Below are 15,255 nucleotides of genomic sequence, written 5' to 3' on the forward strand. Positions count from 1 at the left end.
GCTCACTTTTTGCTGCACACTGGGTGCGTACAAGCTGAGCACATGAAACTACTCGTAGCTGAGGATGAACCCAAAACCGGCGCTTGTTTACAACAGGGCCTTGCAACGGCGGGATTGCTTTCGGTAGGCATTTTGAGCAAGGAGGTGCATCCGAGCACCTGGATCGGTAGCTCCCTCAACACGAATCAGTCATGTTGTACATAATTTGACAAAACGTACAGATCACCTTAATTTCCGCCCTCAGCCCGCCTTCATGCAAGGAAACCTTGATGTCACCTCACGCTCTTCTCCTAGAAAAGCTAGAAACGAATGCGTGCAGATTCCGCCTTGTGGAACATCCGTCCGCCGGCAAGTCGGTTGAGGTGGCCTTAGCCCGCGGAACTGAGGTGGGACAAGGTGCGAAGGCACTGATCTGCTCAAGCACTCACACCGACGGTTCGGTTCAGTTTGTTTTGGCGGTGCTGCCTGCAGACAGAAAACTGTCGACAAGCCAGCTTGCCGAGCACTTGGGTGCCAAAAAAATTCGATTGGTCTCCGCTGACAAAGCTAATGAGTTGACGGGATGCGTGGTCGGGGCCATCCCTCCCTTCAGCTTCAATGAAGAACTGAAGCTTGTGGCGGATCCGGAATTGTTCGAGCGCTATTCCGAGATCGCCTTCAACGCGGGCCGCCTAGACAGATCAATCATCTTGTATTCCGACGACTACCTGCGCGTGGCCAGACCTGTACTGACCAAGATCGCAGAGCATTAGTGCTGCGATCAGAATGAAAACACCGCCTGGCGTGCGTGGCACCAGGCGGTGATCAGAATCCTTCCCGAACCTTACTCGCCGTTCACGAGAAGGCATTCAATCCTTAGCCCCTCGACGCTCCATTACCAGCCATTCACACGAGACCAATGGGCCATTTCACCGTTTGGTTGCAGCGCCTCATAGGCCGGGTACTGGGCACCAGTTGCACAAGCATGATTGGGAAGGACGCGCAGCTGGGTGCCGATTGGATACAGCTTCTCTACGTCCACAGACATACCCTCTTCAAAGGACGCCACGCCGTGCTCTTGGTTGGCAGAACGCAACAGCAGCCCGTCAATGAGGGTTCCGTTCGAGTCACATACCAGGCCGTACCCGAAGTCACATTGCTGAGCTTGAGTACCTCGGTCACGACTCATGGCCATCCAACCGGAGTCAGTGATAATCCACCCTTTATCGGGCTGGTGGCCGATCACAGTAGTGAGAACAGACAAAGCCAAGTCATCCAGAGCACACACACCTACGTTGTGCATCACCAGGTCAAAGAAAACGTACACCCCGGCGCGCAGTTCGGTAACGCCTTCCAGGTGAACAGCAGAGAGCGCTGTCGGGGTCGATCCCACACTGACTTCGGGGCAAGGAATGCCAGCAGCCCGGATAGCCTCGGCTGCCTTGACGCACTCGGAGCGTTCGAGCTCAGCGATTTCTTGAAGAGCCTCCAATGTGTTGAGCTTGTAGCTTTCGCCAGCATGAGTCATCACGCCTTTGAGTACAGCGCCTCCCTCATGGATCATCTTGGCAATGTCACCCAGCAGTGGATCATCACTGCGGACTCCAGAGCGGTGATGATCGCTATCAATCTCGATGAACACTTCGAAACGTTCATCGTGGGCACGTCCAAACTCAACTATGGCCCGAGCGCCGGCAACGCTGTCAGTCACGATGATCAAAGCACACCCCGCTCGGCGCAGATCCAACGCGTGAGCAAGCTTGTTAGGCGCCATGGCGACAGCGTACAGAATGTCGGTGACCCCTTGAGTGAAGAAAGCTTGGGCCTCCTTGAGGGTCGAGACGGTAACGCCCTGAGCTCCTGCCTGGATCTGCGCTTCCACCACTTGAGCACATTTAGTGGTTTTCACGTGAGGTCGCAACCTGACACCAAGGCTGTCGGCCCGTTGCTGCATGCGTTGAATGTTTCTGTTCATGCGAGCGACGTCGACGACTGCTACCGGTGTGTCCAAGGTGTGAATAGAGGTGGTCATGGCGAATCTCTGATGTGGTTTTGTCGTTGCAACTCTAGTCGTATGGATATATTTTTGGTTAACGTTAGGTTAATCAAAGGTTAAGCAATTCTTAATGATAACGTTCGCCGACCTTGAGCTCGTCACAGCAATTTCTGCCTCGGGCTCACTGAGTGAAGCGGCTCGAAAATTGCGGGTCACAACTGCAGCCCTCTCAATGCGGCTGCGTAAGCTGGAGGTCGCATTGGGCCTCAAGCTCGCCAGCAGAGACTCCAGACGATTGTGCCTAACGGAAGATGGCGAGCGCCTAGCGGAAGAAGGCAAACGCCTGCTGCAATCATTGGAAGAGCTTTCTGAATCCATGATCGGGGATGACCAGCAACTCCAAGGCGTCTTGCGCCTTGCAGCGCCATTCGGATTTGGCCGCTTGCGTCTTGCGCCAATGCTTGCTCGTTTTGCCAAGCTTCATCCCAAGCTCAAGATCGAACTTGACTTGAAAGAGACACCCTGGCCTGACCGCAACAACTGCGACGCAGTAATCCACATAGGCTCCATATCGGACAGTTCATGGACTGCGCAGGTGCTCGCATCCAACGAGCGATGGTTATGTGCCAGCCCCACGTATCTGCAGAAGCATGGTATGCCCGACACGCCAAACGACATCGCATCTCACCGGTGTATTTGCATTCGCGAAAATGATGAGCACGTAACGTTCTGGCATCTCCACAAAAAAGCTCAAACCCAGTCAATTCGTGTCCTCCCGGCCATGACTACCAACGACGGTGGTGTCGCTCGTCGATGGGCAGAGAGCGATCTGGGCCTAGTTTTACGATCTCAATGGGATGTAGCTGAATCGGTGGCAAATGGAACGCTGATGCGTGTTCTGCCTGACTGGCAGTTCGACACGGCGCCGATTCTTCTTCTCATCCCGACTCAAAAAAATCGGTCGAGAAAGGTACAGATGCTTAGCCGTTTTCTAAGTGCATCCTTCAAATCCCCAATCCCGGACTCGATCTGAATCGGGCCGCCTCCGAGCGATTGACACTATTCATACAGGCTGGATATCTTCAAAAAATGAAGAAAACTACCCCCGAACAACAAGCTCTCATTTCCCAAATGGAGCAGATCGCCGAAGGCTTGAGTCAGACCTTTAGCCCTTTTTGCGAAGTCGTTTTGCATGATCTTCGTGACCCTGAACACGCGATCCTGGCTATTCACAATAACCTGTCGGGTCGTGAGGTAGGCCACCCCGCCACAGAGCTAGGACTTGCGAGGATTGCCGACCCGGCTTACCCGCAGGTCATCGCCAACTATCCAAACCAATTCAAAGATGGCCGCCAGGTGAAAAGCACCTCCATCGGCATCAAGGACTCGACCGGTCGTTACGTTGCGGCACTGTGCATGAATATCGACCTCACGCTATTCCGAGGCCTACAGGGGATGATCGAGCAGTTCGGCTCGTTCAGTGGAGACCGCCCACACGAGTCCTTGGAAAGCAGTGGTGCAGAGACAATCCGGGCCAAGATTGACCAATTTGCCGCTCGCTTAGCCACCACTCCCCGCGCATTGAAAGCAGCCGACCGAAGAGTTCTGCTTCGAGAGCTGAAAGAGGCAGGCTTGCTTGAGATTAGAAAAGCGATGGAAACCGTAGCCTCTCATCTCGGCGTATCTCGAGCGACAGTGTACAGCGACTCCAGATAAGGGCCGCTTGTCTGTCCGCTGTCAGACTGGACACCCCTTGGCCCTGAGCAGAGCGTTGAAGCGATCAGGGTCAAGCGAACCATCCTCAATACCCTTCATGATCATCGCTTCACGATCCAGCAATTGGCGGCACCGCTCAAACACAACAGGCAGTTGTTCCTGGGCGATTGCAACCACGCCATCTGAGTCACCAACGACCAAGTCGCCTGGATTGACCACTAGCCCAGCACAGGAGACTGGAACATTGATCTCACCAGTACCATCAGTACTCGGGCCGCGATGCACACAACCTAGGGCAAAGATCGGCATTTTCCCATCCAGCCAATCGTCACGATCTCGCAATACACCGTTAACCACGATACCCGCGATACCCGCCTTCAACGCCATCGCTCGCATGATGCCACCGATGATGGCTCGGGTCTGATCGCCACTGCCATCGACCACCAGGACGTCACCCAGGCGAGCCATCTGAATCACTTTGAGCGTCATCAGGTTATCGCCAGGTCGAACCTGAACAGTGATCGCAGAACCGCACATGTGACCCCGCCCCATGATATGGACGAAGCCCTAAACCGCCGACACTACGTCCCAGGCAATCACTGATGATTGCGCTTGGGATCCAGCTGAACTCATTCAGCCATTTCTCGCTCACGCCAGCTGGGGATTCATTGATGTGAGAGCCACTAGGCCAAGCTTCGTTAGAAGCGACATTGACCATCACCAATATCGTGAATTATGCAGAAATGGTCGTATGGGTAGCTCTTCAAGCAGCTGTTGCTACACGCGCAACCGCTTCAATCTCGACCAGGTAGCCATGGTGCAATTCGGGCACCGGAACAACTGCGCGGGCCGGACGATGGCTCCCCAGTGTCTCGGAGTAAATCCGGTCGAACGCTGGCCAGTGCTTCACACCAGCGACATAGACCGTCACCTTGACCAGGTCTGCGGTGCTGCACCCCGCCGCGTTCAGAATCGCAATGACGTTGTTCAGAGCCAGCTGAGTCTGCTCAACAAAGGAGGCATCGATGTTGTGCGTCCCATCGGGGCTGACCGGCAGCTGTCCAGAGATGTAAAGAGAGCCTTGGTGAACCACGCCTTGGGAATAGTGGCCGGCAGGAGTAGATGCATCAGCGGTGCTAATTATTTTCATGGGTAACCTAAACAGTGAGCCGGGCCCCGAGATACTCGAAGCACCGGCTTGACGATGAGACTTAGTGACCGTTCAAGAATGCTTCTTGAACCTTTTGAGGGTCGGTGACGCCGTTCGCAATGAGCAGCTGGGTGAGCACCCTTGCCTTCTGAGGATTCAGATCCATTGAAGCGACAAAGCCGCTTTTGGAATCATCCACTTCAACATTGCGGTTGACGTAACCCTTGCTGACGCGTGTCGAGCGCACCACGACGATGCCCTGAGCCGCCGCTTTTTCCAGCGCAGCCAATGCCGCTTTCGAGGTGTTACCGTCACCCATGCCAGCCAAAATAATTCCCTTGGCCTTATCAGCGATGGCGTGCTCAATCTGCAGCGCGTCCATGTTGCTATGGCTGTAGATGATCTCTACCCGAGGCAGCGGCGCTTCCGGTAGTTGAAGCAACTGCCCTGGAACAGCAGGCTTTACGAATCTGATATGCCCGAGATCCACATAGCCGTGTGACCCCAAGTTCGGGGACTGCATGGTCTGTACACTCGTACTGTGCGTCTTGGTCACGCCTCGCGCGCTGTCAATCTGGTCGTTCATCACGACCATGACGCCACGGCCCTTGGACTGCTTGTCTACAGCAACCTGCACAGCCTCGTAGATATTGGCGGGGCCATCGGCACCGAGAGCCGTGGCTGGGCGCATCGAGCCTACCAGCACGACAGGTTTATCAGTCTTCAGTACCAAACTCAGGAAGAATGCTGTCTCCTCCATGGTGTCAGTACCGTGAGTGATCACAACGGCGTCAGCCTCCCCTTCATCGAGCGCTTTTTGAATCCGGCTGGCAAGTTTGAGCCAGATGTCATCGGACATATCTTGCGATCCGATGGAAGCGACCTGCTCTGCAGACAAGGTGGCCAGGTCACCCAGACCCGCAACTGATGAGACTAATTGCTGGGCGCCAATTGCGCCTGCGTTGTAGGCACCACTGCCGCGGTTATCGGCTGAGCCAGCGATCGTGCCACCAGTGGCCAGGAGAAGAGCGCGAGGCAACGCTGCCTGTTGATTGGTTGTACTCATGGGTTTCTCTTGAGCGTAAGCGGGAGCTACAACAACGAAACCGGTCAGCAGTGAAACCATTGCTGCGGCGAGCAGCTTCTGGGTAAACAACTGACGAAAGCTGGAGCTCTGGATAGTGATGGACATGATTTCGCTTCTCTTTTTTTTGTTAGTGAGCGGTAGAGTTAAACGACTTGGGTTGACCCTTCGAGGCGCCCCTCAGCGACATCTTTTTCATCAGCATTGCCGTGCCTGCCGATCACAGCGGTAGCAACACTGCAGCCGAAGACGTTGGTGGCTGTACGCCCCATGTCCAGAATTGGATCAACGGCCAGAATGAGCAGCAAGCCAGCTTCCGGAAGTCCGATCATCGGCAGCCCCGCTGCCAGCACTACGAGCGAACCACGTGCGACACCCGCTGTTCCTTTGCTGATCACAAGCAAAGTCAGCAGCACCACGATCTGGTGGGCGAACGTCATCTCGATGTTGTAGGCCTGGGCGATGAACATGACGATGAAGGCTTGATACATCATCGAGCCGTCAAGATTGAACGAGTAGCCCAGCGGCAACACAAAGCTGGTCACACGCTTGTTCGCACCGAATTTTTCCAGCGCCGCAATAGTCTTTGGATAGGCCGCCTCACTGCTGGCAGTCGAGAACGCGATCAGAAGAGGTTCGCGCATAAGCGACAGCAGCGGCTTCATACGCTGCCCCAGGGCGAGATAACCAGCCAGCGAGATCAACAGCCACAGCAACGCAATGCCGAGGAAGAACTGTGCGACCATTTTCCCGAAGGTCATCACCATCCCCAAACCATGCACGGTCACCGTGGAAGCAATTGCAGCGAATACTGCAAACGGTGCTACGTACATGACGTAGTCAGTGACCTTGAACATGACGTTGGCGAGCTCTTCAAGCACGTCGACAATCAGTGACTTGCCTGTGCCTTTGACGAAAGCCAATGCGCTGCCGAAGAACAACGAGAAGATAACAATTTGCAGCACTTCGTTGCTGCCCATCGCCTCGATAATGCTGCGGGGGAAGACATGGGACAGGAAGACTGGAAGGCTCAGAGAACCTGCGCTCAATCCGGTATTCACCGCTTGGTTAGGGTCGACAGTCAAGTTCAGCCCAGTGCCTGGCTGGAGCAGGTTGGCGAGCACCAAACCGATGCCAAGCGACACCAGCGATGCGATTAGAAACCAGGAAATGGCCTTGAAACCTACACGACCAATCGAACCGCTGCCCGACATGCTGGCCACGCCCGTGACGAGCGTTGCGAGGACGAGTGGAGCGATGACCATCTTGATCAGGCGAAGGAAGACGTCGGTTATCATGTTTAGGTAGGTGGAGATCTCTTTCGCACCGGCTGCATCCAGCTGGCTGTGCAAGACGCCTCCAAGTGCTACACCGAGCACCATACCGACCACAATCGCTTTTACAATAAAGCGGCTTTTCATATTCACCTCTTATTATCGAGGCCATGTTTTTCCATGGCCATTTTTGTTTGGGCAGAATTATTGAAACATTAATATTTCGGCAAAGCTTCGCCACTGAGTGAAGTCACACCCGAGGGCCTAGCTTTAACGCAAAGATCTAATTTTTATTGAAGGAATCGACCAAGCTTGTCGATATCAATATTGCCGCCGGTAATGATGACCCCGACGCGCTTTCCTTTCAGCTCATCCTTGAACTTACGAACAGCAGCCAAGCCCAAGCACCCTGTTGGCTCAACTACCATTTTCATACGCTGGGCAAAAAACTTCATCGCCTCGACCAGCTCTGCATCGGTCACCGTTTCGATGCGGTTCACGCCGTTCAGGATGATCGGGAAAGTGTAATTACCCAAGTGTTGTGTCTGAGCGCCATCAGCAATGGTGTCCGGCGTATCGATGTGTACGATCTCGCCAGAGTTGAAAGACCGCTGACCATCATTACCCGCTTCCGGCTCCACACCAATAAGTGTGCAGTTAGGTGAAAGCGCACGGGTGGAAAGCGTGGTACCGGACAGCATCCCGCCGCCACCTAAACCAGCGAACAGCACATCCAGCTCGCCAACGCTTTCGAAAAGCTCCTTGGCCGCTGTGCCTTGGCCAGCCAGAACATCGGGATGATCATAAGACGGGATCAGGGTCATACCGTGTTTGGCGGCAAGTGACCGGCCAATCGATTCGCGGTCTTCGGTATAGCGATCGTAAAAAATGACCTCGGCACCATAGCCCTTGGTCGCCGCCACCTTTGCAGCTGGTGCGTCAGTCGGCATGACGATAGTCGCAGGGATCTTCAGGATTGAAGCTGCCAGTGCGATCCCCTGCGCGTGGTTACCGGAAGAGAACGCCACAACGCCAGACTCCCGCTGCTCAGCAGTGAACCTGGCCAACGAATTGTAGGCGCCCCTGAATTTAAAGGAACCCGTTCTCTGGTAGTTCTCACATTTGAAGAAGACCTCTGCACCGACTTCCGCATTGATGGTGCGGGAGGTCAGAACCGGCGTGATATTAGCGGCCCCTTCGAATCGCTCCGATGCCTCAATGACATCTCGATAGGTTGGCAGGGTGATTTGCATGACTTGAGTCCTCAACTAATTACCAGGGCCAAGAGATATCGTGGCCCACGCTATCGATCTTCGCTTGCTCGAACAACAGGCGGGCAACGGTCAGGTCTTGAAGTGCCAAGCCCGTCATGTCGAAGACCGTGATGTCGTTAGCGTTGCGCGAAAAATCAGCTTCCCCGGTCAGCAAATCTCCGATTTCGACTACCGGCATGGAAGGAGCCCATTGGGTTTCCCCGATCTGGATAGCCTGATCGCGGTCATCAACAATGATCTTCGATTTCTCCAGCAATCCCGCTGGAGCTTCCCGCTTACCTTTGGTGTCTGCCCCCACGCAGTTGATATGCGTGCCGGGCTTCACTGCATCGAGGTCAAACAGCACCTGCCCACCAGGAGTCGCAGTGATCACAACATCACTATTCGAAACCGCCTCATTTGCCGAAGCGCTGTGCTGCACCACACAACGATCAGCAAATTGAGCTTCGAACTGGGCATTAGGCTGCCCACCAAATGTCAAATAGGTCACCGACTTGATGCCTGGCATCACGCGCAGCGCATAGTCCACTTGAATGCTGGCTTGAACACCTGTACCGAAAACGGTCAGCTTGGTGCTGTCCTGCCGGGCCAGGATTTCCAATCCCAGCGCCCCGGCTGCGCCTGTACGCAACGTGGTGATGGTATTGCCATCAATCATGCAGAGAGGCCGACCAGTCACCGGGTCGATCAGGAGAATCGTGGCCTGATGAGGCTCACCACCCAAGCTACGGTTGTTGGGCCAGAAGCCAGCCGCCTTGAATCCCAGCACGCCTTGGCTGGAGATTCCGCCAGATTTGATACCAAAAACCCCGCCCGTGCTGAGCGCCTCTCTCACGATGGGGAATACCTGACCTTCACCTGCACTGTGCAGGTAGAAAGCCTCACGTACTGCAAAAAGAATCTGCTCGGGTGAGACCAGCGCGTTTACGCAGGCCCTATCCAAAATTTTGAGCGTTTCGATCTTCGACATTCTGTAGCGCCTAGACAATCACTTCACGATTTCAGACACACTATCTAGTTCTGGACTATCTGTAAAGATGGCTGCAGGAGCCGTTGGTCACCGCCTTTTTCAGGCTTCGGCCAGAGAAACAAGGCGCCTAATGCGAGGCGGGCTGCTCCCTGGGAGATCCGTGCGGACTCTTGAAGATGATGACAACGACTCATTTCGTCTAGAAATTGACAAAAAGTACAGCCAACCTTATGGTCTTTCGTTTTATTGAAACGGCAGCCCGATCCCGGCTCCGGACTTACCCGCCCTACTCGTGAGAATTCAGTAAGCCATGAACGTACTTTTCGATTGCGACGGTACCCTGGTGGACAGCGAGCGACTCGCGTTCGACGCATTTCAACGAGTGGCCCGTGAGGCGCTCGCGATCGAGCTGACGCCGGAAATGTGGATTGAGGATTTTCTCGGGTTTACTCGCGCTCATTGTCTGGAGCGCTTGGCTGTTCATTTCGCCAGCGCGCTGCCAGACAACCTACCCCAGCTGATTGTCTCAACGCTTCGCCCCATGCTCGAGGCTCAGCTGTTTGCTATTCCTGGCGCGGAAGAAACCCTTCGCAAAATTGCCCTTCCGAAATTCATTGTGTCGAACGCGAGCGTCGGCCATATCGAATTCGTCTTGGGGAAAGCTGGATTGACCGAACATTTCTCTTCCTTCCACTCGCCGACCGCCGGCAAGGCTAGGCCAAAGCCAGCACCCGACGTTTACCTCAACGCTGTTGCTGACCTGGGGCTCACTCCCGCTGAATGCATTGCTGTGGAGGATTCCGTGCCTGGTGTCCAGGCTGCAGTTGCTGCCGGCCTTACCGTCATCGCATTTGCCTCCCAGGTTCCCAAGCATCGCCTGCAGACCGAAGGTGCTCATTACGTCGTTGAGAACTTCAGTGAAATTGCGCGCGTGATTGAGCAAATTTGTGACGCACGCACACAGTGCGCAATGCCACCACTCGAAGCGGGTACTCTCTCGTGAGGCGTAACACGATCAGCAGTTGAGGATCGGCCCCAGCCCGGTGCCGATGCATCTTTTTACCATGTCGACTCATGCCTCACTCGCGGCAGATGACTGCACCTCTTTGCACAAAGCACGAAGCGTCATTTGAGGTTTCTGGACATAGCCCAAACGACTTGCGATGGGCTCAGAATTTAGCCTGAGCCCCTCGGGCAGGTTAGCGTTCGCCAGTCCCGCGGAAGCTACGGTCTTATGGACTAAAAGTCAGCTTTCACGCATATGGCGCTCTTGCCGCTCTATTGCCTCGATGCTCAGCGTCGCTGTAGGCCGCAAGAGCAACCGCCGCAAGCCAATGGGCTCGCCGGTCTCCTTGCACCACCCATATTCCCCGCGCGGGCGCCGCACAGGCCTTCGACATCAAACTCCATCATGCGCTGGGCAACGAACTGGATCATTTGCTTGAGCAGATCAGCGTCTGCCCCTTTCTCAACCAACTCGGTCAATGCGATCGTGGGCTTGGTCATCGTGGTTTCTCTGGTGAAGGTTAAGTCCGCAAACTCAACGTTAGCCAAGAACCACGATGACCATCCTCTTTCGCCCGCAGGGCGCCTTCGGCTGGTTCAGTTACACCACTTCCCGGGACACGATCCTCAGCGCTATGACTTGCTGATACTCGACGTGATGATGCCAGGGCTGAAAGGAATGGTCCGCGCACCCGGCGAAGACGCCCCGGTATTGTTTCTGACTGCCAGGGATGGGGGAGATGATCGAGTAGAGGGCCTCGAGTCGGGGGCCGATGACTATCTGATCAAGCCCTTCGCTTTCTCAGAGCTACTGGCTCGAGTGCGGACCTTACTACGCAGAGGCACCGGCACGGCAGCCCAAAACACCATGAAAATGGCGGATCTTGAGGTCGATCTTCTCAAGCGAAGAGCCACCCGAAGTGGGAAGCGAGTCGACCTGACCGCCAAAGAATTTTCACTTCTGGTGTGTTTGATGCGTCGACGCGGTGAGGGGCTTTCCAATCACTGATTGCTTCCCACGTGTGGGGCATGAATTTTGACAGCGACACCAATGTGATCGAGGTTGCGATACGCCGGCTTCGGGCAAAGATTGATGATGACTTCGCCACTAAATACATTCACACAGCACCGGGAATGGGCTATCTGATGGATGCACCGGCGTGAGTTTCACCCGCTTCTCGCCAGTCAACCCTGATGACCATGTTCGCGGTCATCGCTGTCCTCGTGGTCGCATGCCTCAGCTTCAACATACTGAGCCAGCATCACTTCCGCATGCTCGATGAACAAACGCTATCCAAAAAGCTGCAGTCAACGAGCACATTCCTTCAATCCAGACACTGGAACGGGAATGGAAGAGCTGAAATCACCACTCCGCGCATTACTGGGTGCCCATCAGGATCTGACGGCGGCGATTCTGACCTGCAGTTGTCTTGGCATTTCTCAGAAATTCAACAGCTGAAACGGGCTTCGATCCTGACAACTGGGGCCATCAGCCACCAGCAGTCACCTGTCTATTTTTCAATCGCCCAGAACCCTTGATTTATCGCTGCTCCACCTGCAAAGCGAGGGCTGCCTGCGACTGCCCGCTAAAAAAAAAAGCTTGTCGTTTCAAACTACGACCAATAGAGTCGTAGTTATTCGGCAGGCGCAGCAACGCACGCCGAACCTCGACACAAACCCCTTCGACCCTCTCGCGGAGCCTGTCCATGAACCCACACATCCTGATCATCGGTGCCGGTTTTGCCGGCGTCTGGAGCGCCCTGAGCGCCGCCCGCCTGCTCGACCTCGCCAAGCGTGGCGACATCCACATCAGCGTGCTCGCGCCGCAGGCCGAACTGCGCATCCGCCCGCGCTTCTACGAAGCCGATGTGCACACGATGAAAGCGCCGCTTGGCGAGCTGTTCGAGGCTGTAGGGGTGAATTTCATCCAGGGCCATGCCCAATCCATCGATGCCGACGCACGTTCGGTCGCCTATATCGACGCCAATGGCCAGACCCGCCAACTGGGTTACGAGCGCCTGGTACTCGCCGCCGGCAGCCAGGTTGCCCGCCCTGCCGTACCGGGTCTGGACCAGCACAGCTTCGATGTCGACCAGATGGAGTCGGCGGTCAAGCTGGAGCAACACCTGACCGACCTCGCCAGCCTGCCGGCCTCCCCGGCCCGCAACACCGTGGTGGTGTGCGGCGGCGGTTTCACCGGCATCGAGACCGCCACCGAAATGCCTGCCCGCTTGCGCGCAGTACTCGGCGAGCAGGCCAATATCCGCGTGATCGTGATCGATCGCGGCGCACAGGTCGGCGCAGCCCTGGGTGCAGGCATCACCCCAGCCATCGTTGCCGCCTCGCAGCACGCCGGCGTGCAATGGCTCACCAATGCTTCGGTAATCGCGGTGGATGCCGGTGGCGTGACCCTGGACAACGGCGAGTACATCGCCAGCAAGACGGTGATCTGGACCGCAGGCGTCAAGGCCAGCCCGCTCACCGCGCAGATCGCCGGCGAGCGCGATGCCCAGGGTCGCCTGCGCGTCGACGAGCACCTCAAGGTCATCGGCCAGCAGCATATCTACGCCACCGGCGACGTGGCCTGGGCCGCAGTCGATGACCTGGGCGACCACGCGCTGATGACCTGCCAGCACGCCATCCCCATGGGCCGTCACTCGGGCAACAACGCCATGGCCGACCTGCTCGGCGAGGCGCCGGTGGTGTATCGCCAGCCCAAGTACGTCACCTGCCTCGACCTGGGCGACTGGGGCGCGGCGTTCAGCGAAGGTTGGGACCGTGAACTGAAGCTGCAGGGCGATGAAGGCAAGCAGCTCAAGCGCCAGATCAACTCGGTCTGGATCTACCCGCCCGAGGCTGATCGCAGCAAGGCCCTGGCCGCTGCCGATCCAATGATCGCCATCGTTTAAGCGAATAAACCTGACAGATCCGTCAAAAAATGACGGATCTGTTTATACGTGTAGTTACATTGAATGACTGGTCAATAATAGTGGCACCGTGGCATTATTGACGTCAAAAAACCTACTAAAGTTAAGGATATTGTACTTTCCCGCAGCGCACCGAGACGCCTGGCCCCTTTCGCCGATTCCGGCACCACGACCCAGCGCTTGAAGCCTGCACGCCACATTCAAGGAGTAGCTCCATGCACTTAAGGAATATGAAGATCGGTATCCGGGCAGCCAGCGTATTTACGCTGCTGGGCGTTCTGGTGCTGTTCATGGGTCTGATATCGCTGTACGAAACCCGGCGCATGGACAGCGCCACCGATGAAATCCGCGTCACCTGGATGCCGGCGATCATCGCCCTGAACGAGGTCAGCACCTATCTCGGCCGCGCCCGTGCGATGACCCTGCGCAGCGTGATCGAGGAAGATCCCGCCGTCCGCCAGACCACCCTCAGCCGCATCGGCGAGATCAATACTTCGCTCGAAGCAGGCATCAAAACCTACGAATCGACCATCATCGAAAAGGACGACCGCGCCCTGTTCGATAACTTCATCTCTCTCACCCAGCGCTACCACGGTCTGCAGAAGTCGATCCGCGATGCCGCGGCCAATGGCGACATTGCCGAGGCCAGGCGCCTGGTCAACGGCCCGCTGGCCGAGTACGCCGACTCGATGATGAAAGCGCTCGGCACCCTGATCCAGTACAACTCCGACGGTGCCGACAAAGCCTCGCAGCGCAGCAGTGACGCCTATGAAGAAGCCTTTGCCCTGATCGTGCTGTCGCTGGTGGTGATCATCCTCGCGCTGGTGGCCATCGCCGTGCTGCTGACCCGCAGCATCGTCGTACCGTTGGCCGAAGCCGTGAGCGTTGCCGAGCGCGTGGCCACCGGCGACCTGACCCAGGAAATCCGCATCGTCGGTCGTGACGAGCCGGCGCTGTTGCTTCGGGCCCTTAGCCGCATGCAGGAAAGCCTGCGCGACACCATCCGCAAGATCGCGGCCTCGTCCGACCAGTTGGCCTCGGCGTCCGAAGAGCTGCACACCGTCACCGAAGACACCAGCCGCGGCCTGCACCAGCAAAGTGCCGAGATCGACCAGGCCGCCACTGCGGTCAACCAGATGACTGCTGCGGTGGAGGAAGTGGCCAACAACGCGGTCAGCACCGCCGACGCCTCCAGGGGCGCCGACCAGACCACCCGCGATGGCCGCGACCAGGTCAACCAGGCGCTGAGCTCGATCCAGCAACTGGTCGAGGACGTCACCGGCACCTCCAGCGAGATCGAACAACTGGCCACCAGCGCCAACGAAATCAGCCGCGTGCTCGATGTGATCGGCTCGATCGCCGGGCAAACCAACCTGCTGGCGCTCAACGCCGCCATCGAGGCGGCACGGGCCGGTGAAGCCGGACGTGGCTTTGCCGTGGTCGCCGATGAAGTGCGGGCGCTGGCCCATCGGACCCAGCAGTCCACGGCCGAGATCGAGCAGATGATCGGGGGTATCCAGACCGGCACCGAGCGCGCCGTGGGTTCGATGCACAGCAGCCAGGGCCGTGCCAGCGGCACCCTGGAGATCGCCGAGGCCGCAGGTCAGGCACTGGAGCTGATTGCCGAGGCGATCGCCGCGATCAACCAGCGCAACCTGGTGATCGCCAGCGCATCCGAAGAGCAGGCCCAGGTGGCGCGTGAGGTAGACCGCAACCTGGTGAACATCCGTGACCTGGCGATGCAGACCTCTGCGGGAGCCAACCAGACCAGCGCCGCGGCGCAGGATCTCTCGCGCCTGGCGGTGGAATTGAACGGGATGGTGGCGCAGTTCAAGGTGTGAACTGAAACACCGAGGGCCGCTTTGCGGCCCTCTTGCACA

At 56.7% G+C, this 15,255-nt stretch carries 13 protein-coding genes and 5 pseudogenes; 9 read left to right on the forward strand and 9 right to left on the reverse strand.

Annotated elements, in window-relative coordinates; genetic code table 11:
* Positions 1-42: 42 nt before the first annotated feature.
* Positions 43-114, forward strand: a pseudogene (locus APH44_RS29675) (DNA-binding response regulator); the annotation flags it as partial.
* 155 nt (positions 115-269) lie between these two features.
* Positions 270-752: a YbaK/prolyl-tRNA synthetase associated domain-containing protein gene (locus tag APH44_RS07115; RefSeq protein ID WP_054892000.1), complete on the forward strand. Its 483-nt coding sequence runs from the start codon at positions 270-272 to the stop codon at positions 750-752.
* Between the two features lie 122 nt (positions 753-874).
* Here APH44_RS07115 and APH44_RS07120 read toward each other — a convergent pair whose 3' ends face one another.
* Complete coding sequence (locus APH44_RS07120; protein WP_054892001.1) at positions 875-2,011, reverse strand: DSD1 family PLP-dependent enzyme; 1,137 nt, start codon at positions 2,009-2,011, stop codon at positions 875-877.
* A 94-nt stretch (positions 2,012-2,105) separates the two neighbouring features.
* Between APH44_RS07120 and APH44_RS28985 the strand changes: the two genes are divergently transcribed.
* Together APH44_RS28985 and APH44_RS07130 are read left to right on the forward strand one after the other, a co-directional pair.
* Positions 2,106-3,008: a LysR family transcriptional regulator gene (locus APH44_RS28985; protein WP_054926256.1), complete on the forward strand. Its 903-nt coding sequence runs from the start codon at positions 2,106-2,108 to the stop codon at positions 3,006-3,008.
* 56 nt (positions 3,009-3,064) lie between these two features.
* Positions 3,065-3,691: a transcriptional regulator gene (locus APH44_RS07130; RefSeq protein ID WP_054892003.1), complete on the forward strand. Its 627-nt coding sequence runs from the start codon at positions 3,065-3,067 to the stop codon at positions 3,689-3,691.
* A 21-nt stretch (positions 3,692-3,712) separates the two neighbouring features.
* Here APH44_RS07130 and APH44_RS07135 read toward each other — a convergent pair whose 3' ends face one another.
* From APH44_RS07135 to APH44_RS07160, 6 genes are all read right to left on the reverse strand, one after another.
* Positions 3,713-4,180, reverse strand: coding sequence for a hypothetical protein (locus tag APH44_RS07135; protein ID WP_256216788.1), 468 nt, complete (start codon positions 4,178-4,180; stop codon positions 3,713-3,715).
* Positions 4,181-4,454: 274 nt separating this feature from the next.
* Complete coding sequence (locus APH44_RS07140) at positions 4,455-4,841, reverse strand: RidA family protein (protein WP_054892004.1); 387 nt, start codon at positions 4,839-4,841, stop codon at positions 4,455-4,457.
* Between the two features lie 61 nt (positions 4,842-4,902).
* Complete coding sequence (locus tag APH44_RS07145) at positions 4,903-6,033, reverse strand: asparaginase (RefSeq protein WP_054892005.1); 1,131 nt, start codon at positions 6,031-6,033, stop codon at positions 4,903-4,905.
* 38 nt (positions 6,034-6,071) lie between these two features.
* The gene (locus APH44_RS07150) at positions 6,072-7,346 is read right to left on the reverse strand and encodes a dicarboxylate/amino acid:cation symporter (RefSeq protein ID WP_054892006.1); all 1,275 of its coding nucleotides are present in this window, start codon (positions 7,344-7,346) and stop codon (positions 6,072-6,074) included.
* Between the two features lie 143 nt (positions 7,347-7,489).
* Positions 7,490-8,452 carry a threo-3-hydroxy-L-aspartate ammonia-lyase gene (locus APH44_RS07155; protein WP_054892007.1) on the reverse strand — a complete coding sequence of 321 codons (963 nt, stop codon included), beginning with the start codon at positions 8,450-8,452 and terminating at the stop codon, positions 7,490-7,492.
* 19 nt (positions 8,453-8,471) lie between these two features.
* Complete coding sequence (locus tag APH44_RS07160) at positions 8,472-9,443, reverse strand: ornithine cyclodeaminase family protein (protein ID WP_054892008.1); 972 nt, start codon at positions 9,441-9,443, stop codon at positions 8,472-8,474.
* A gap of 310 nt (positions 9,444-9,753) precedes the next feature.
* Between APH44_RS07160 and APH44_RS07165 the strand changes: the two genes are divergently transcribed.
* Entirely contained in the window at positions 9,754-10,446 is a 693-nt protein-coding gene (locus tag APH44_RS07165) for an HAD family phosphatase (RefSeq protein WP_054892009.1), read from the forward strand.
* 243 nt (positions 10,447-10,689) lie between these two features.
* Here the strand turns inward: APH44_RS07165 and APH44_RS28990 are convergent.
* Both APH44_RS28990 and APH44_RS30635 read right to left on the reverse strand, forming a co-directional pair.
* Positions 10,690-10,827 (reverse strand): annotated as a pseudogene (locus APH44_RS28990) (TraR/DksA C4-type zinc finger protein); the annotation flags it as partial.
* Positions 10,794-10,949, reverse strand: a pseudogene (locus tag APH44_RS30635) (IS256 family transposase); the annotation flags it as partial. The pseudogenes APH44_RS28990 and APH44_RS30635, both read right to left, overlap by 34 nt.
* Positions 10,950-11,076: 127 nt before the next feature.
* Here APH44_RS30635 and APH44_RS07175 point away from each other — a divergent pair.
* The 4 genes and pseudogenes from APH44_RS07175 to APH44_RS07185 form a co-directional block, all read left to right on the forward strand.
* Positions 11,077-11,612 (forward strand): annotated as a pseudogene (locus tag APH44_RS07175) (winged helix-turn-helix domain-containing protein); the annotation flags it as partial.
* A gap of 30 nt (positions 11,613-11,642) precedes the next feature.
* A pseudogene (locus tag APH44_RS30640) lies at positions 11,643-11,865 on the forward strand (two-component sensor histidine kinase); the annotation flags it as partial.
* Between the two features lie 289 nt (positions 11,866-12,154).
* Positions 12,155-13,357: an NAD(P)/FAD-dependent oxidoreductase gene (locus APH44_RS07180; protein ID WP_054892011.1), complete on the forward strand. Its 1,203-nt coding sequence runs from the start codon at positions 12,155-12,157 to the stop codon at positions 13,355-13,357.
* A 248-nt stretch (positions 13,358-13,605) separates the two neighbouring features.
* On the forward strand, positions 13,606-15,216 hold the full coding sequence (locus APH44_RS07185) for a methyl-accepting chemotaxis protein (protein WP_371264426.1): 1,611 nt from the start codon (positions 13,606-13,608) through the stop codon (positions 15,214-15,216).
* The last annotated feature ends 39 nt before the right edge of the window (positions 15,217-15,255 follow it).

Origin of the sequence: Pseudomonas sp. NBRC 111143, assembly GCF_001320965.1 — a bacterium.
GTDB lineage: Bacteria > Pseudomonadota > Gammaproteobacteria > Pseudomonadales > Pseudomonadaceae > Aquipseudomonas > Aquipseudomonas machongensis.